The organism is Roseateles saccharophilus (assembly GCF_031458095.1).
Taxonomy (GTDB): Bacteria; Pseudomonadota; Gammaproteobacteria; order Burkholderiales; family Burkholderiaceae_C; genus Pelomonas; species Pelomonas saccharophila_A.
Map to the genome: position 1 here is coordinate 793,561 of NZ_JAVDXU010000001.1, position 16,335 is coordinate 809,895.

16 protein-coding genes are annotated in these 16,335 nt (G+C 66.2%); 7 read left to right on the forward strand and 9 right to left on the reverse strand.

Going from position 1 to position 16,335, the window contains the following annotated elements; genetic code table 11:
- Positions 1 to 7 precede the first annotated feature (7 nt).
- From J2X20_RS03490 to cysS, 5 genes are all read right to left on the reverse strand, one after another.
- On the reverse strand, positions 8 to 1,276 hold the full coding sequence (locus J2X20_RS03490; protein ID WP_310260904.1) for an aspartate kinase: 1,269 nt from the start codon (positions 1,274 to 1,276) through the stop codon (positions 8 to 10).
- A gap of 59 nt (positions 1,277 to 1,335) precedes the next feature.
- Positions 1,336 to 2,658: a tRNA lysidine(34) synthetase TilS gene (gene tilS / locus J2X20_RS03495; RefSeq protein WP_310260907.1), complete on the reverse strand. Its 1,323-nt coding sequence runs from the start codon at positions 2,656 to 2,658 to the stop codon at positions 1,336 to 1,338.
- A complete protein-coding gene (locus tag J2X20_RS03500; protein ID WP_310260911.1) occupies positions 2,609 to 3,580 on the reverse strand; it encodes an acetyl-CoA carboxylase carboxyltransferase subunit alpha in 972 nt (323 codons plus the stop codon). The genes tilS and J2X20_RS03500 overlap by 50 nt, the downstream gene beginning before the upstream one ends.
- A gap of 61 nt (positions 3,581 to 3,641) precedes the next feature.
- Positions 3,642 to 4,295 carry a DNA-3-methyladenine glycosylase family protein gene (locus tag J2X20_RS03505; protein ID WP_310260914.1) on the reverse strand — a complete coding sequence of 218 codons (654 nt, stop codon included), beginning with the start codon at positions 4,293 to 4,295 and terminating at the stop codon, positions 3,642 to 3,644.
- Positions 4,295 to 5,665: a cysteine--tRNA ligase gene (cysS, locus tag J2X20_RS03510; RefSeq protein ID WP_310260917.1), complete on the reverse strand. Its 1,371-nt coding sequence runs from the start codon at positions 5,663 to 5,665 to the stop codon at positions 4,295 to 4,297. Before cysS ends, J2X20_RS03505 begins: the two co-directional genes overlap by 1 nt.
- A 166-nt stretch (positions 5,666 to 5,831) precedes the next feature.
- On the opposite strand from cysS, the gene J2X20_RS03515 reads away from it, so the two are divergent.
- The 5 genes from J2X20_RS03515 to J2X20_RS03535 are packed head-to-tail and all read left to right on the forward strand — an operon-like array spanning position 5,832 to position 8,910.
- Complete coding sequence (locus J2X20_RS03515) at positions 5,832 to 6,323, forward strand: tetratricopeptide repeat protein (protein ID WP_310260919.1); 492 nt, start codon at positions 5,832 to 5,834, stop codon at positions 6,321 to 6,323.
- A 13-nt stretch (positions 6,324 to 6,336) separates the two neighbouring features.
- Entirely contained in the window at positions 6,337 to 6,900 is a 564-nt protein-coding gene (locus J2X20_RS03520) for a peptidylprolyl isomerase (protein WP_310260922.1), read from the forward strand.
- The gene (locus J2X20_RS03525) at positions 6,897 to 7,394 is read left to right on the forward strand and encodes a peptidylprolyl isomerase (RefSeq protein WP_025563872.1); all 498 of its coding nucleotides are present in this window, start codon (positions 6,897 to 6,899) and stop codon (positions 7,392 to 7,394) included. The genes J2X20_RS03520 and J2X20_RS03525 overlap by 4 nt, the downstream gene beginning before the upstream one ends.
- Entirely contained in the window at positions 7,391 to 8,137 is a 747-nt protein-coding gene (locus tag J2X20_RS03530) for a UDP-2,3-diacylglucosamine diphosphatase (RefSeq protein ID WP_310260927.1), read from the forward strand. Before J2X20_RS03525 ends, J2X20_RS03530 begins: the two co-directional genes overlap by 4 nt.
- On the forward strand, positions 8,137 to 8,910 hold the full coding sequence (locus J2X20_RS03535; protein WP_409034153.1) for a M90 family metallopeptidase: 774 nt from the start codon (positions 8,137 to 8,139) through the stop codon (positions 8,908 to 8,910). Before J2X20_RS03530 ends, J2X20_RS03535 begins: the two co-directional genes overlap by 1 nt.
- Before the next feature lie 31 nt (positions 8,911 to 8,941).
- On the opposite strand, the gene clpA is transcribed toward J2X20_RS03535, so the two are convergent.
- Together clpA and clpS are read right to left on the reverse strand one after the other, a co-directional pair.
- On the reverse strand, positions 8,942 to 11,269 hold the full coding sequence (gene clpA / locus J2X20_RS03540) for an ATP-dependent Clp protease ATP-binding subunit ClpA (protein WP_310260931.1): 2,328 nt from the start codon (positions 11,267 to 11,269) through the stop codon (positions 8,942 to 8,944).
- A complete protein-coding gene (clpS, locus tag J2X20_RS03545; RefSeq protein ID WP_310260933.1) occupies positions 11,266 to 11,646 on the reverse strand; it encodes an ATP-dependent Clp protease adapter ClpS in 381 nt (126 codons plus the stop codon). The genes clpA and clpS overlap by 4 nt, the downstream gene beginning before the upstream one ends.
- 182 nt (positions 11,647 to 11,828) lie before the next feature.
- Here clpS and J2X20_RS03550 point away from each other — a divergent pair, with 182 nt between their 5' ends.
- Together J2X20_RS03550 and J2X20_RS03555 are read left to right on the forward strand one after the other, a co-directional pair.
- Positions 11,829 to 12,068 carry a cold shock domain-containing protein gene (locus J2X20_RS03550; protein ID WP_310265092.1) on the forward strand — a complete coding sequence of 80 codons (240 nt, stop codon included), beginning with the start codon at positions 11,829 to 11,831 and terminating at the stop codon, positions 12,066 to 12,068.
- A 159-nt stretch (positions 12,069 to 12,227) separates the two neighbouring features.
- On the forward strand, positions 12,228 to 14,468 hold the full coding sequence (locus tag J2X20_RS03555) for an NADP-dependent isocitrate dehydrogenase (protein WP_310260935.1): 2,241 nt from the start codon (positions 12,228 to 12,230) through the stop codon (positions 14,466 to 14,468).
- 236 nt (positions 14,469 to 14,704) lie between these two features.
- On the opposite strand, the gene J2X20_RS03560 is transcribed toward J2X20_RS03555, so the two are convergent.
- Positions 14,705 to 14,980, reverse strand: a complete 276-nt coding sequence (locus J2X20_RS03560; protein ID WP_310260937.1) for a hypothetical protein — start codon at positions 14,978 to 14,980, stop codon at positions 14,705 to 14,707.
- Between the two features lie 48 nt (positions 14,981 to 15,028).
- A complete protein-coding gene (gene icd, locus J2X20_RS03565; protein ID WP_310260939.1) occupies positions 15,029 to 16,285 on the reverse strand; it encodes an NADP-dependent isocitrate dehydrogenase in 1,257 nt (418 codons plus the stop codon).
- Positions 16,286 to 16,335 lie beyond the last annotated feature (50 nt).

Sequence of the window (16,335 nt, forward strand, 5' to 3'; positions counted from 1 at the left end):
CTCCGTTTCAGGCGGCTTCCTGATCCAGGTCGAAGGCCTTGTGCAGCGCGCGCACGGCCAGCTCCATGTACTTCTCGTCGATGACGACGCTGGTCTTGATCTCGCTCGTCGAGATCATCTGGATGTTGATGCCCTCTTCCGACAGCGCGCGGAACATCTTGCTGGCCACGCCGACATGCGAACGCATGCCGATGCCGACGATGGAGACCTTGCAGATCTTGGGATCGCCGACGACCTTGCTGGCGTTGGTGGCCGGGCCCACGGTGTTCTGCAGCAGCTCCATCGTGCGCGCGTAGTCGTTGCGGTGCACGGTGAAGGAGAAGTCGGTCTTGCCGTCGTGGGAGACGTTCTGGATGATGACGTCGATGTCGATGTTGGCCTCGGCCACCGGACCCAGGATCTGGAAGGCGATGCCGGGCTTGTCGGGCACGCCGAGCAGCGTCACCTTGGCCTCGTCACGGTTGAAGGCAATGCCCGAAACGACGGCTTGTTCCATTTTTTCGTCCTCTTCAAAACTGATCAGGGTGCCGGACTTGGCTTCCTCGTTGATGTCGATGTCCCAGGGCGTGAAGCTGGACAGCACGCGCAGCGGCACGCGATATTTGCCGGCGAACTCCACCGAGCGGATCTGCAGGATCTTGGAGCCCAGCGACGCCATCTCCAGCATCTCTTCGAAGCTGATGGTGTGCAGGCGGCGCGCCTCGGGGACGATGCGCGGGTCGGTCGTGTAGACGCCGTCGACGTCGGTGTAGATCAGGCACTCGTCGGCCTTCATCGCGGCGGCGATCGCCACGGCCGAGGTGTCGGAGCCGCCACGGCCCAGCGTCGTGATGTTGTTGTCGGCGTCGATGCCCTGAAAGCCGGCGATGACGACGACCTTGCCCTCGGCCAGGTCGGCGCGCACGCGCTTGTCGTCGATGCTCTCGATGCGGGCCTTGGTGTAGGAGGAGTCGGTCGCGACCGGCACCTGCCAGCCCGTGTAGCTGACGGCCTGCACGCCTTCGGCCTGCAGCGCGATGGCCAGCAACCCCACCGAGACTTGCTCGCCGGTGGCGGCGATCATGTCCAGTTCGCGGTTGACTTCCGCGCTCATGCTGGCGGGCGACAACTCCTTGGCCAGGCCGAGCAGGCGGTTGGTCTCGCCGCTCATCGCCGAGGGCACGACCACCATCTGGTGGCCGGCGCGCACCCATTTGGCGACGCGCTTCGCGACATTGCGAATGCGATCGGTGGAACCCATCGAGGTGCCGCCGTACTTGTGGACGATCAGAGCCATGAGATTGAGCGAAGGCTGAAGGTGAGCCGCCGGGACGGCATGCTCGCAAACCCCTGATTTTATGCGGCAGTCCCGCCCTCGCCTTCGCTCTGCGGCAAGGCTGAGTCCTCCAGCCAGCGCAAAGACAGCTGCGGCTCATCTTGATTGGCGAAGGCACGGGCGTCCATGCCGAGGCCGGCGACGGCGATGAGGCGGTCTGCGGCGTCGAACAGCAGCGGCCCGCCACGCCGCCAGGGCGGCAGACCGGCCTCCTGGCAGGCCTTCTTGAGGCCGCGTGGCACCGCGGCCGGGGCGCGCTGGAATTGCTCGGCACCGCAGCGCGCGCGCTGCGTCAACCCGGCGAGGCGCCCGCTCGCGATGCCCGGCGTAGCCGGCTCGACGAGCCAGGCACCGCCCCAGCCGGGCTGGGGATGCAGCCCCGGGCGCTGCAGATCGAGGGCGGCAGGCGGCGGTGGCTGCAGGGATTCAGCCGCCCAGAACAAGCCGCCGCGGTAGGCATGCAACGCGCCGCCCGGCGCCGGCCAGCTCAGCGTCGCGCCCGGCCGCCACTCGGTCAACAGGCGCTCCACCAGGCTGGTGGGCGCGGCCGTGTGCGGCGCCAGCCAGGCCCGCAGCGCATTGCTGGCCCGCGCGGGAGACAGCTCGGCCAGGGCCACGAGGTCCAGGCGCTCGGGAGTCGAAAGGCGGGCCAGGTCCTCGGCCGCCACTTCCGCCGCCAGCGCCCCGGCCTGCTGGGCCCAGCGAGCGGCCTGGGCCAACCCGGCCTCGGCCGCCGGAAAGGCCGGCCACAGCGTCTGGCGTAAGCGGTTGCGGGCATAGCGCGGATCGGCATTGCTGGGATCCTCGATCCAGCTCAGCGCGTGCTGTTCGGCATAGGCACGGATGAGATCCCGCGGTTGATCCAGCCAGGGCCGCGCCCAGCACAGGCCGTTTCGCCATTGAGCACGAGGCATACCCGCCAATCCCGCCGTGCCGGCGCCTCGCATGGCCTGCAGCAGGAAAGTCTCAGCCTGGTCCTGGCGGTGCTGGGCCAGCAGCAGCAGGTCGGCGCCGGCAGCGATCGCCATGTCGTGCAGCGCACGGTGCCGCCCCTCGCGGGCCCAGGCCTCGATGCTGTCGCCGCGCGTCGGCGCACCGCTCAGCCGCGTACAGGCAAAGCCGGCGCCGAATTCGCGCGCCACGCGTTCGCAATGCGCGGCCCAGTCATCGGCCTGAGGCTGCAGGCCGTGGTGGACATGAAGTGCAACGACCCTGGCACCCACCGCCGCGCGGGCGGTGGCATGCAACAGGGCCGTGGAATCGAGGCCGCCGCTGAACGCGACGGCGACCGCATCACCGGTTCTTGGTGTCGCTGAAGCGGCCATAGGCCTGGACGCGCTCATAGCGGCGGTCCAGCAGCTCGCGGGTCTTGAGGTCGCTGACCTGGCGCAGCGAGTCGCTCAGCGCGCGCTTCAGGTTGGACGCCATCTGCTTGGCATCGCGATGGGCACCACCCACCGGCTCGTTGACGATCTTGTCGATGAGTCCGAGAGCCTTCAGCCGGTGGGCCGTGATGCCCAGGGCCTCGGCCGCATCCGACGCACGCTCGCTGCTCTTCCACAGGATGGAGGCGCAGCCCTCGGGCGAGATGACGGAATAGGCCGCGAATTGCAGCATCAGCACCTGGTCGGCCACGCCGATGGCAAGCGCCCCGCCCGAGCCGCCTTCGCCAATGACGGTGGCGATGATGGGCACTTCCAACTGCGCCATCTCGAGGATGTTGCGGCCGATGGCTTCGGACTGGCCACGCTCCTCGGCGCCGATGCCGGGATAGGCGCCCATGGTGTCGATGAAGGTGAAGACGGGCAGGCCGAACTTCTCGGCCAGCTTCATCAGGCGCAGGGCCTTGCGATAGCCCTCGGGGCGCGGCATGCCAAAGTTGCGCAGCGTGCGCTCCTTGGCATCGCTGCCGCGCTGGTGGCCGATGACCATGCAGGCCTGGCCGTTGAAGCGCGCGATGCCGCCGACGATGGCCGCGTCGTCGGCGAAGTGGCGGTCGCCATGGAGTTCCTGGAACTCGGTGAAGACTTCGGCGCAGTAGTCCAGGGTCTGCGGGCGCTGCGGGTGGCGGGCCACCTGATAGACCTGCCAGGGCGCGACGTTGGAGTAGACGTCCTTGGTCAGCTGCTGGCTCTTCTTGGAGAGGCGGTCGATCTCTTCCGAGATGTCGACGGCCGACTCGCTCTGCACATAGCGCAGCTCTTCGATCTTGGTCTCGAGCTCGGCAATGGGTTGTTCGAACTCTAGGAAGTGCTTCTTGCTCATCAGTCGTCCTGATATCAAACGCCCGCCGTCTTTCTACCGCGCGGAGGCGGTAGGACGTGGGCTAGTAATCCACCGGCAGTGGATCCAGGCTGCGCCAAATGTACCAAACCGCAACCGAGCGGTAAGGTGCCCAGGCGTCGCCGACTTCGCGGGCCTCGGCTCGTGACACGGGCTCGCCGGAGAAGTAGTTCTGGCTGATGCCCTTCAGCAGGCCGATGTCGTCCAAGGGCATCACATTGGGGCGCATCAGATGAAAGATCAGGAACATCTCGGCCGTCCAGCGACCGATGCCGCGGATGGCGACCAGTTCCTCGATGATGGCTTCGTCGTCCATCTGCGCCCATTGGCGCACATGAACCTGGCCGGAGTCGAAATGCTTGGCCAGGTCCGCCAGGTACTCGACCTTGCGCGCGGACAGGCCGGCGGCACGCTGCTCCTCCACGCCCAGGCCCAGCACGGCGGCGGGCTGGAATTTGGGCATCAGTGCCATCCAGCGGGTCCAGACCGACTGGGCCGCCTTGACGGAGATCTGCTGGCCGACGATGGAACGGGCCAGCGTCGCGAAGGCATCGCCGCGGCTTTGCAGGCGGGCCTCGCCAAACTGCGGGATGAGCTTCTTCATGACCCGGTCGCGCTTGACCAGATGCTTGCAGGCCTCGTCCCAGTAGGCCGGGATCACTTCGGGCGCGACCTCGGCAGGGGTCTTCGATGCCATCAGCTCTTCACCCACGTCGTGCCGCCGGCACCGTCCTTCAGCGTGATGCCCTTGGCCGTCAGCTCGGCGCGGATGGCGTCGGCGCCGGCAAAGTCCTTGGCGGCCTTGGCGGCGGCGCGCGCCGCGATGCGCTCCTCGATCCAGGCGGCCTCGTCGCCCGAGCCGCCCTGCAGATAGGCGCGCGGGGCCTGCTGCAGGATGCCCAGCACGCCGGCCAGTGCCTTGAGCAGGCCGGCACGCTGGGGCGAGCGGTCGCGGTTGACCTCGTTGACGAGGTCGAACAGCACGGCGATGGCGCCGGGCGTGCCGAAGTCCTCGTCCATGGCCGTCTTGAAGGCCGCGGCGCTGGGTTCTGCCCAGTCGATGGCGACATCGGCGGGCGGGACGGCGTCCAGCGCCGTGTAGAGCCGCGTCAATGCCGTGCGTGCGTCCTCGAGGTGGGCGTCGCTGAAGTTGAACGGGCGGCGGTAATGGGTGCGCAGCATGAAGAAGCGCAGCGTCTCGCCGTCGAACTTCTGCAGCACGTCGCGGATGGTGAAGAAGTTGCCCAGGCTCTTGGACATCTTCTCGCCGTCGACGTTCAGGAAGCCGTTGTGCAGCCAGTACTTCGCGAAGTCATAGCCGGCACCCTGGCTCTGGGCGATCTCGTTCTCGTGGTGCGGGAACTGCAGATCGGTGCCGCCGCCATGGATGTCGAAGGCCTCGCCCAGCAGGGCGCAGCTCATGGCCGAGCACTCGATATGCCAGCCCGGGCGGCCTTCGCCGAAGGGCGCGGCCCACTTGGCGTCGGCCGGCTCCTCGGCCTTGGCGGCCTTCCACAGCACGAAGTCCAGCGGGTCGAGCTTGCCGTCGTCCACGGCCACGCGCTCGCCGGCGCGCAGGTCATCGATGCTCTTGCCGCTCAACTTGCCGTAGCCGTGGAACTTGCGCACGGCATAGTTCACGTCGCCACCTTCGGCGCGATAGGCCAGGCCGCGTTGTTCGAGGCGCTCGATCAGCGACAGCATCTGCGGCACGTATTCGGTCGCGCGCGGCTCGTGGTCGGGGCGCAGCAGGCCGACGGCGGCGAAGTCCTCATGCATCGCAGCCGACATCTCTTCGGTGAGCTGGCGGATGGTGATGCCGCGCTCGACGGCGCGCTTGATGATCTTGTCGTCGATGTCGGTGATGTTGCGAACATAGGTGACGTCAAGCCCGCTGGCGCGCAGCCAGCGGTAGATGACGTCGAAGGCCATGTTCATGCGCAGATGTCCCATATGACACAGGTCGTAGACCGTGATGCCGCAAACGTACATGCGCACTTGGCCAGGCACGAGCGGTTGGAAGTCTTCGAGAGTGCGGCTGAGGGAATTGAAAACGCGCAGGGACATGGAGAAACGGGCGGTAGCCACCAACAAGAAGCCCCGCACCGGGTCCGGCCAGGCGGGGCTCATAGAATGAATTCAGTATAGCGGCCGACCTTTGTTGCCGTCCTTTCTGCCGCCCCCCGCGTCAACCCTCATGCGCCTGCCCCTCCCCCGCCTCCTGCTGCCCGTCATGTTGGTTCTGGCGCTCACCGCTGCACCCGCCCGGGCTGACGATCTCGCCAGCGCCCAGCGCCTGTGGCTGGCCGGCCAGAAGACCCAGGCCGTCGAGCAGATCGAGCAGGCCCTGACCCGCCAGCCCGACGACCTGCAACTGCGCTTCGCCCTGGGCGTGATGCGCATGGAGCTGGGCGACCGCGCCCAGGCCATGTCCATCTTCACGCGTCTCACCCAGGACTTCCCCGACCTGGCCGACCCCTACAACAATCTGGCCGTCCTGCATGCCGCCGCAGGCGAGCTGGACGAAGCCAAGACGGCGCTGGAGCAGGCCCTGCGCGTGCACCCCGACCACGCCCAGGCACAGGAGAATCTCGGCGACGTGCTGGTGCGCCTGGCCCTGCGTGCCTACCAGCGCGCCCAGAAGGCCTCGCTGATGCCCAGCGACGCCCTGGCCGGCAAGATCAACCGCACGCTGGCCCTGACCCACGAACTGCGCACCCGCTAACCCCCCGCCTCCCATGACCAAGTTGCTTCCCCTTCTCCTCGCCGGCCTGCTGGCCACGCTGGGCGCCCAGGCCCAGACCGTCAAGCTGCAGACGACCGAGGGCGACATCCGCATCGAGCTGAATGCCGAGAAGGCGCCCAAGTCGGTGGCCAACTTCGTGCAGTACGTGAAGGCCGGCCACTACAACGGCGTCCTCTTCCATCGCGTCATCCCCAACTTCATGGTCCAGACCGGCGGCTACGACGCCAAGCTGAACCAGCGCCCCACCAAGCCGCCCATCCCGCTCGAGTCGCACAACGGCCTGTCCAACCTGCGCGGCACGGTCGCGATGGCCCGCACAGGCGACCCCAATTCCGCGACGTCGCAGTTCTTCATCAACGCCGTCGACAACTTCTTCCTGGACGGCGAACCCACCGACCCGAGGACAGGCTACGCGGTGTTCGGCCAGGTCGTCGAAGGCATGGACGTTGTCGACAAGATCCGTGCCGCCGAGACTCGCGCGGCCGGCGTGCACGAAAACCTGCCCATCAAGCCCATCTTCATCACCAAGGCTCTCGTCGAGCCCGTCAAAAAATGAGCCAAGTCAAACTCACCACCAACCACGGCGACATCCTCATCGAGCTGGACGCCGAAAAGGCGCCCCTGTCGGTCGCCAACTTCCTGCAATACGTCCGCAGCGGCCACTACGACGGCACGGTCTTCCACCGCGTCATCAAGGGTTTCATGATCCAGGGCGGCGGCTTCGAGGTCGGCATGAAGCAAAAGCCCACCGAGGCGCCGATCCAGAACGAGGCCAACAATGGCCTGAAGAATGCCCACTACACGCTGGCCATGGCGCGCACCAATGCGCCCCACTCGGCCACGGCGCAGTTCTTCATCAACACGACCAACAACGGCTTCCTGGACTTCAAGTCCGAGAGCCCGTCGGGCTGGGGCTATGCCGTCTTCGGCAAGGTCATCGAGGGCAAGGAAGTCGTCGACAAGATCGAGAAGTCCAAGACCGCCGGCCGCGGCGGCCACGGTGACGTGCCCGTCGAGGACGTCATCATCGAAAAGGCCGTCGAGGTTTGATCCACACGCTGACGGCCCCGGCGCAGTGGCAGCAGGTCGACCTGCTGTCCGACCTGCACCTCGGGCCCGACACGCCGGGCACCCTCGCCCGGCTTGAACGGCATCTCGCCGAGACACCGGCCCAGGCGGTGCTGCTGCTCGGCGACATCTTCGAGGTCTGGGTCGGCGACGACGCCCGCCACGAGCCCTTCGAGGCCGGCGTCGTGCGCCTGCTGCGCGAGGCCTCGAAGCGGCTCGACCTCTTCTTCATGCACGGCAACCGCGACTTCCTGGTCGGCGCCGAGCTGCTGCTGGACGCCGGCATGACCGCCCTGCCCGACCCGACCGTGCTGGACGCCTTTGGCCAGCGCTGGCTGCTGGTGCACGGCGATGCCCAATGCCTGCACGACACCGCCTACCAGGCCTTCCGCAAGCAGGTGCGCTCCCCCGAATGGCAGGCCCAGCTGCTGACCCAGCCCCTGGCCGCACGCCAGGCTCTCGGCCGGCAGATGCGCGAAGGCAGCAAGGCCGCCCAGGCCAAGCAGCTGATGGCGACCGACCTGGACGCCGAGGCTTGCCGCGCGCTGCTGCGTGAGGCCGGAGCCAAGACCATGATCCACGGCCACACCCACCGCCCCGCCGAGCATGATCTGGGCGATGGCCTCCAGCGCGTCGTGTTGTCCGATTGGGACTTTGACGCCACGCCGCCGCGCGGCGACGTCATCCGCCTGTCGGCTGCCGGCCTGCAACGCCTGCCGCTGTGATCCTGAAGGCCATTCGCAACTGGCGCGAGCAACGCGCCGTCGAGCGCCACACCATTCCCGATGCGTTGTGGCGGCTGACGCTGCTGCGCTACCCCTTCCTGGCCCAGCGCAGCGAGGATGACCTGGCCGAGCTGCGCCGCCTGTCCAGCCTCTTCCTGTCGACCAAGGAATTCCACGGCGTCGGCGGCTTCGAGGTCAGCGACGAGGTCGCCGTGGCCGTCGCCGCCCAGGCCTGCCTGCCGGTGCTGCGCCTGGGCCTGTCCTGGTATGACGGCTTTGTCGGCATCGTCATGCACGAGGGCGAGGTCGTTGCCCAGCGCCGCTTCGAGGACGAGGATGGTGTCGTCCACGAATACGACGAGGAACTTGCCGGCGAGGCCATGGAGGGCGGCCCGCTGATGCTGACCTGGAACGCCATCGCCGTCAGCGACGACCCGGCCGAGTTCGGCGCCGACGCCGTCTACAACGTCGTCATCCACGAGTTCGCCCATGTCATCGACATGCGCGATGGCGTCGCCGACGGCGTGCCACCTCTCGACGCCGAAGCGCGCGAGCGCTGGATTGCTGTCATCGACGCCGAGTGGGAGAAGTTCTGCACCCGCATCGACGCTGGTGAGGAGACGCTGATCGATCCCTACGGCGGCGAAGCCGTCGAGGAGTTCTTCGCCGTCGCCGCCGAAGCCTTCTTCGTCGCCCCGGCCGCGCTGCGGGCCGAGGAGCCGGCGATGTACGAGTTGCTGGCTGGCTTCTTCAGGCAGGACCCGGCAGGCTGAAAGAAAAAGGGACGCCGAGGCGTCCCTTGCTTCATGCCGTGGCGGGTTCCGCCTTGGGCTTGCCGTCCTTGCTGGGCTTGGGTGGCGTGGGGTGGATGTCCAGCACCGTCTCGCCCTTGTCGTCCACGTCCACGCTGAGGCGGCCACCGTCGACCAGCTTGCCGAACAGCAACTCGTCGGCCAGGGCGCGGCGGATGGTGTCCTGGATCAGGCGCTGCATCGGCCGCGCGCCCATCAGCGGGTCGAACCCCTTCTTGGCGAGATGCTTGCGCAGCGCGTCGGAGAAGCTGACCTCGACCTTCTTCTCCTGCAGCTGGCTTTCCAGCTGCAGCAGGAACTTGTCGACCACGCGCAGGATGATTTCCTCGTCCAGCGGGCGGAAGGACACGATGGCGTCCAGGCGGTTGCGGAACTCCGGCGTGAACAGGCGCTTGATGTCGGCCATCTCGTCGCCCTGCTGGCGTGAGTTGGTGAAGCCGATGGTGGCCTTGTTCAGCGCCTCGGCGCCCGCATTCGTCGTCATGATGATGATGACGTTGCGGAAGTCGGCCTTGCGCCCGTTGTTGTCGGTCAGCGTGCCATGGTCCATGACCTGCAGCAGCACGTTGAAGACGTCCGGGTGGGCCTTCTCGATCTCGTCCAGCAGCAGCACGGCGTGCGGCTTCTTGGTGACGGCCTCGGTCAGCAGGCCACCCTGGTCGAAGCCGACATAGCCCGGAGGCGCACCGATCAGGCGGCTGACGGCGTGGCGCTCCATGTACTCGGACATGTCGAAGCGGATCAGCTCGATGCCCAGGATGTAGGCCAGCTGCTTGGCGACTTCGGTCTTGCCGACGCCCGTGGGGCCGCTGAAGAGGAATGACCCCACCGGCTTGTCCGGCCGGCCCAGGCCCGAGCGCGCCATCTTGATGGCGGCGGCCAGCGCATCGACGGCCGGATCCTGGCCGAAGACGACGCTCTTCAGGTCGCGGTCCAGGGTCTTCAACTTGCTGCGGTCGTCGCTGTTGACCGAGGCGGGCGGGATGCGTGCGATCTTGGCGACGATGTCCTCGACCTCGGCGCGGGTGATGGTCTTCTTCTGCTTGCTCTTGGGCAGGATGCGCTGGGCGGCGCCGGCCTCGTCGATGACGTCGATGGCCTTGTCCGGCAGGTGGCGGTCGTTGATGTACTTGGCCGACAGCTCGGCCGCGGCCTGCAGGGCGCCCAGGGCGTACTTGACTGAGTGATGCTCCTCGAAGCGGCTCTTCAGGCCCTTCAGGATCTCGATGGTCTGCTCGACCGAGGGCTCGGCCACGTCGACCTTCTGGAAGCGACGGCTCAGGGCCGCATCCTTCTCGAAGATGCCGCGGTATTCGGTGAAGGTGGTGGCGCCGATGCACTTCATCGCGCCGGAGCTCAGCGCCGGCTTGAGCAGATTGCTCGCGTCCAGCGTGCCGCCCGAGGCCGCACCGGCACCGATCAGCGTGTGGATCTCGTCGATGAAGAGGATGGCGTTGGGCTGGTCCTTCAGCGCCTTCAGCACGGCCTTCAGGCGCTGCTCGAAGTCGCCGCGGTACTTGGTGCCCGCCAGCAGCGCGCCCATGTCCAGGGAATAGACGATGGCGTCGGCGAGGACCTCAGGGACTTCGCCTTCCGTGATGCGCCAGGCCAGGCCCTCGGCGATGGCCGTCTTGCCAACGCCGGCTTCGCCGACCAGAAGCGGGTTGTTCTTGCGGCGGCGGCACAGCACCTGCACCACGCGCTCGACCTCGAACTCGCGGCCGATCAGCGGGTCGATCTTGCCGTCCTTGGCGCTCTGGTTGAGGTTCTGGGTGAACTGCTCCAGCGGCGAGGCCTTGGCATTGCCGCCCTCGCCTTCCTCGCGCTCGCCCTCCTGGCCGCCGGGAGCCTGCCCTTCCGGGTTCTTGGGCGGCTCGGGATCGGTCTTCTTGATGCCGTGGGCAATGAAGTTGACGACGTCCAGGCGGGTGACGCCCTGCTGGTGCAGGTAGTAGACGGCGTGCGAGTCCTTCTCGCCGAAGATGGCCACCAGCACATTGGCGCCGGTCACTTCCTTCTTGCCGCTGCCGGTGCTCTGCACATGCATGATGGCGCGCTGGATGACGCGCTGGAAGCCCAGCGTCGGCTGGGTGTCCACCTCGTCGCTGCCGCCCACCATCGGCGTGTTTTCCTTGATGAACTGCGTCAGGCTCTTGCGCAGGTCATCCAGGTTGGCCGCGCAGGCGCGCAGCACCTCCGCGGCGCTGGGGTTGTCGAGCAAAGCGAGCAGCAGGTGCTCGACGGTGATGAATTCGTGCCGCTGCTGGCGCGCTTCGACGAACGCCATGTGCAAACTGACTTCAAGCTCTTGCGCAATCATGCGGCCTCCATAATGCACTGCAGGGGGTGGCCGGCACGCCGTGAGGCGGCCAGAACCAGCTCCACCTTGGTCGCGGCGACGTCCTTGGTGAACACACCGCAGACCCCGCGACCCTCGTGGTGGATTTTGAGCATGATCTGCGTCGCCGTATCGAGGTCATGCCGGAAAAATTCCTGCAGAACCATGACAACAAACTCCATCGGCGTGAAATCGTCGTTCAGCAGCAGGACCTGGTAGAGCCGCGGGGGCTCGGTTTTCTGGGTCTGGCGCTCGACGACGACCGCACCTTCGCCCTCGTCCTTGCCGGGCTTCAGGGGAGGCACGGGCGGGGGCGGAGCCGACTGGTTTCGCGGTAAAAAAACGGGGAGCACAGGCATGTCGGGATTCTATCGACGAGGGGTTTCCCTCGCCGACTGCGGGCAAGTGGCGACGCCACCCGAAATTGCAAGCAGCTTCGGGTGAACCCGGCCGGGAAGGTCCCGAATTGACGCTTTTGTTCACGCAACCAGAATCCACGTCCGCCTCCTCGGGAGGTGCCACAAAGAATGGAGACAAGATGATGGCGCTGGGCAAAGTCAAGTGGTTCAACGATGCCAAGGGCTTTGGTTTCATCGAGCCGGAGACCGGCGGCGATGACGTCTTCGCTCACTTTTCGGCGATCCAGATGGAGGGTTTCCGGACCCTGAAGCAAGGCAGCCAGGTGCAGTTCGACCTGGTGCAGGGCCCCAAGGGCCAGCTCGCCCAGAACATCACGCCGATGGAAGCCGCTCGCAGCATGGAGCAGCCCCAGGCTTCCTGAGCAGGACACCCCCGAAAAGCCCCGTGAGCCGCAAGGCCACGGGGCTTTCGCGTTCAAGAACCCCGCAGGCCGCCGAGCCGGCTTGCTAGAGTTACGTGTTGCGCGCAGCCGCCCCGGCCCTGTGTGCCGCACGGATTTCTCACTTACCGGACCACGCTCATGACCGCCGAAAAGACGCCCCAGATTGTTTACACCCTGACCGACGAAGCCCCCCGCCTGGCCACGGCCTCGCTGCTGCCGGTCGTCCAGGCCTTCGCGGCGCAGGCGGGCATCGACGTCGTCACCAGCGACATCTCGGTGGCCAGCCGTATCCTGGGCCAGTTCCCCGAGCTGCTGACCGAAGCGCAGCGCCAGCCCGACAACCTGGCTGCCCTGGGCAAGCTGACGCTCAAGCCCGAAGCCAACATCATCAAGCTGCCCAACATCAGCGCCTCGGTGGCCCAATTGAAGGCCGCCATCAAGGAGCTGCAGGACAAGGGCTACAAGATCCCCGACTACCCCGAGAAGCCCGAAACCGACGAGCAGAAGGACATCCGCGCCCGCTACAACAAGTGCATCGGCTCGGCCGTGAACCCGGTGCTGCGCGAAGGCAACTCCGACCGCCGCGCGCCCAAGGCCGTCAAGGAATACGCCCGCAAGAACCCGCACCGCATGGACGACTGGAGCCAGGCCTCGCGCTCCCATGTCTCGCACATGCACGATGGCGACTTCTATCACGGTGAAAAGTCCATGACGCTGGACCGCGCCCGCGACGTGAAGATGGAGCTCATCACCAAGAGCGGCAAGACCATCATCCTCAAGCCCAAGGTCTCGTTGCTGGACCGCGAGGTGGTCGACTCCATGTACATGAGCAAGAAGGCCCTGCTGGCCTTCTATGAAAAGGAGATCGAGGACGCGCGCAAGACCGGCGTGATGTTCTCCCTGCACGTCAAGGCCACCATGATGAAGGTGTCCCACCCCATCGTGTTCGGCCATTGCGTGCGCATCTTCTACCGCGACGCCTTCGAGAAGCACGGCAAGCTGTTCGACGAACTGGGCATCAACGTCAACAACGGCATGGTGGACCTGTACACCAAGATCGCCACGCTGCCGAGCGCCAAGCAGGACGAGATCAAGCGCGATCTGCACGCCTGCCACGAGCACCGCCCGGAGCTGGCCATGGTGGACTCGGCCAAGGGCATCACCAACTTCCACTCGCCCAACGACATCATCGTGGACGCCTCCATGCCGGCCATGATCCGCAGCGGCGGCAAGATGTATGGCGCCGATGGCCGCCTGAAGGACGTCAAGGCCGTGATGCCCGAGTCGACCTTCGCCCGCATCTACCAGGAGATCATCAACTTCTGCAAATGGCATGGCGCCTTCGACCCGCGCACCATGGGCACCGTGCCCAACGTCGGTCTGATGGCCCAGCAGGCCGAGGAATACGGCTCGCACGACAAGACCTTCGAGATCACCGAAGACGGCGTGGCCAACATCACCGACCTGGAGACGGGCGAGGTGCTGCTGAGCCAGAACGTCGAGCAGGGCGACATCTGGCGCATGTGCCAGTGCAAGGACGCCGCCATCCGCGACTGGGTCAAGCTGGCCGTCAACCGCGCCCGCAACTCCGGCATGCCGGTGGTCTTCTGGCTGGACAGCTATCGCCCGCACGAGGCCCAGCTGATCCGCAAGGTCAAGATGTATCTGCACGAGCACGACACGACCGGCCTGGACATCCAGATCATGAGCCAGGTGCGCGCCATGCGCTACACGCTGGAGCGCGTCATCCGCGGCCAGGACACCATCAGCGCCACCGGCAACATCCTGCGCGACTACCTGACCGACCTCTTCCCCATCATGGAGCTGGGCACCTCGGCCAAGATGCTGTCCATCGTGCCGCTGATGGCCGGCGGCGGCATGTACGAGACGGGTGCCGGCGGCTCGGCGCCCAAGCACGTGCAGCAGCTGGTGGAGGAGAACCACCTGCGCTGGGACTCCCTGGGCGAATTCCTGGCCCTGGCCGTCAGCCTGGAAGACCTGGGCCTGAAGAACAAGAACGCCAAGGCCAAGGTGCTGGCCAAGACCCTGGACGCCGCCACCGGCAAGCTGCTGGACAACGGCAAGGGCCCCAGCCCCAAGACCGGTGAGCTCGACAACCGCGGCAGCCACTTCTACTTGACGCTGTACTGGGCCCAGGAACTGGCCGCCCAGACCGAGGACGCCGACCTGGCCGCCCGCTTCAAGCCGGTTGCCGCGACGCTGACCGCCAACGAGGCCAAGATCGCCGCCGAGCTGAAGGAAGTCCAGGGCAAGCCCACCGACATCGGCGGCTACTTCCTGCCCGACACGGCCAAGCTGGACAAGGTCATGCGTCCCAGCGCGACCTTCAACGCCGCCTTGCAGGCCCTGGCCGGCTGATCCACCGCTGCCAAAGCAAAGGGGCGCCAGCGGCGCCCCTTTTTCTTCTTAGCAGCAGCGTTGCCATTTCACGCTCGGGGGAAGTCCGTAATACAACAGCAAGCCAACGGCCTGATTAATTTCATACAGTCTGATACCAGGCGTTGACCTCCTGCAATGCCACCCATCGGGCGCCGAGTGAAGCACCACAAGCGTCCCCAAACCCCGGCCCTAAGCCGGGGTTTTCCTTTGGGGGCTCAATGCGGCAGGGGCTTGCGGAACGGATCCGGCAGGGGATTCGGCTTCAAGGCGCTTCGCACCCGCTCGACGGTCTCCGGGGAGTCCTTGTCGTCGACCGCCACGATCAGCCGCAGCCAGATCGCCCGATCGAGGTCGGTCTCTCGGCGCGTCCAGCACCAGACCTGCGCACCGCGCTTGCCCGACCGATCCGCCAGCACCACCTCGTCGAAGTCCGCCCCTTCGTAGATGAGCAGCTGTTCTTCAGCCACATAGGTGTTGGCGTAATCGGGCATGCTCAGAGTCTAGGTGTTAGACGAACCGGCCGCCATGGGGCCGCAACGTCACTCCATCTGATCGATCATCACCTGCCCGAAGCCCGAGCACGAGACCTGGGTCGCACCGTCCATCAGGCGGGCGAAGTCGTAGGTGACCTTCTTGCTGAGGATGGCCTTTTCCATCGAGCTGATGATGAGGTCGGCGGCTTCCTTCCAGCCCATGTGGCGCAGCATCATCTCGGCGGACAGGATCTCGGAGCCCGGGTTCACATAGTCCTTGCCGGCGTACTTGGGCGCCGTGCCGTGGGTGGCCTCAAACATGGCGATGGAGTCGCTCATGTTGGCGCCCGGGGCGATGCCGATGCCGCCGACCTGGGCGGCCAGCGCGTCGGAGATGTAGTCGCCGTTCAGGTTCAGCGTCGCGATGACGCTGTACTCGGCCGGGCGCAGGATGATCTGCTGCAGGAAGGCGTCGGCGATGCTGTCCTTGATGGTGATGTCCTTGCCCGTCTTGGGGTTCTTGAACTTGCACCACGGGCCGCCGTCGATGGGCTGGGCGCCGAACTCCTTCTGCGCCAGGGCATAGGCCCAGTCACGGAAACCGCCTTCCGTGAACTTCATGATGTTGCCCTTGTGCACGATGGTCACGCTGGGCTTGTTGTTGTCGATGGCGTACTGGATGGCCTTGCGCACCAGGCGCTCGGTGCCTTCGCGGCTGACGGGCTTGACGCCGATGCCCGAGGTCTCGGGGAAGCGGATCTTCTTGACGCCCAGTTCGTCCTGCAGGAACTTGATGAGCTTCTTCGCCTTGTCGCTCTCGGCTTCGTACTCGATACCGGCGTAGATGTCTTCCGAGTTCTCGCGGAAGATGACCATGTCGACCTTGTGGGGCTCCTTCACGGGGCTGGGCACGCCGTCGAAGTACTGCACGGGGCGCAGGCAGACGTAGAGGTCCAGCTCCTGGCGCAGGGCCACGTTCAGCGAGCGGATGCCGCCGCCGACCGGCGTCGTCAGCGGCCCCTTGATGGAGACGATGTACTCCTTGACCGCCTGCAGCGTCTCTTCCGGCAGCCAGACATCGGGGCCGTAGACCCGGGTGCTCTTCTCGCCGGCATAGATCTCCATCCAGTGGATCTTGCGCGTGCCGCCATAGGCCTTGGCCACGGCCGCGTCCACGACTTTCAGCATCACGGGCGTGATGTCCAAGCCGGTGCCATCGCCCTCGATGTAGGGAATGATGGGGTTGTTGGGCACATTCAGCGAGAAGTCGGCATTGGCGGTGATCTTCTGGCCGCCTTCAGGCACCTTGATGTGTTGGTACATGGCTTGTGGGCTTTCGAGACAAAGACGAAACCCGGCGAGTTTATGGCCGC

Excerpts from the sequence above, each read along its gene's own strand:
- icd (WP_310260939.1), bottom strand. The coding sequence starts at position 16,285 with ATGTACCAACACATCAAGGTGCCTGAAGGCGGCCAGAAGATCACCGCC.
- clpA (WP_310260931.1), bottom strand. The coding sequence starts at position 11,269 with ATGATTGCGCAAGAGCTTGAAGTCAGTTTGCACATGGCGTTCGTCGAA.
- cysS (WP_310260917.1), bottom strand. The coding sequence starts at position 5,665 with ATGTCCCTGCGCGTTTTCAATTCCCTCAGCCGCACTCTCGAAGACTTC.
- J2X20_RS03520 (WP_310260922.1), top strand. The coding sequence starts at position 6,337 with ATGACCAAGTTGCTTCCCCTTCTCCTCGCCGGCCTGCTGGCCACGCTG.
- J2X20_RS03525 (WP_025563872.1), top strand. The coding sequence starts at position 6,897 with ATGAGCCAAGTCAAACTCACCACCAACCACGGCGACATCCTCATCGAG.
- J2X20_RS03500 (WP_310260911.1), bottom strand. The coding sequence starts at position 3,580 with ATGAGCAAGAAGCACTTCCTAGAGTTCGAACAACCCATTGCCGAGCTC.
- tilS (WP_310260907.1), bottom strand. The coding sequence starts at position 2,658 with ATGAGCGCGTCCAGGCCTATGGCCGCTTCAGCGACACCAAGAACCGGT.
- J2X20_RS03490 (WP_310260904.1), bottom strand. The coding sequence starts at position 1,276 with ATGGCTCTGATCGTCCACAAGTACGGCGGCACCTCGATGGGTTCCACC.
- J2X20_RS03505 (WP_310260914.1), bottom strand. The coding sequence starts at position 4,295 with ATGGCATCGAAGACCCCTGCCGAGGTCGCGCCCGAAGTGATCCCGGCC.
- clpS (WP_310260933.1), bottom strand. The coding sequence starts at position 11,646 with ATGCCTGTGCTCCCCGTTTTTTTACCGCGAAACCAGTCGGCTCCGCCC.
- J2X20_RS03560 (WP_310260937.1), bottom strand. The coding sequence starts at position 14,980 with ATGCCCGATTACGCCAACACCTATGTGGCTGAAGAACAGCTGCTCATC.
- J2X20_RS03515 (WP_310260919.1), top strand. The coding sequence starts at position 5,832 with ATGTTGGTTCTGGCGCTCACCGCTGCACCCGCCCGGGCTGACGATCTC.
- J2X20_RS03550 (WP_310265092.1), top strand. The coding sequence starts at position 11,829 with ATGGCGCTGGGCAAAGTCAAGTGGTTCAACGATGCCAAGGGCTTTGGT.
- J2X20_RS03555 (WP_310260935.1), top strand. The coding sequence starts at position 12,228 with ATGACCGCCGAAAAGACGCCCCAGATTGTTTACACCCTGACCGACGAA.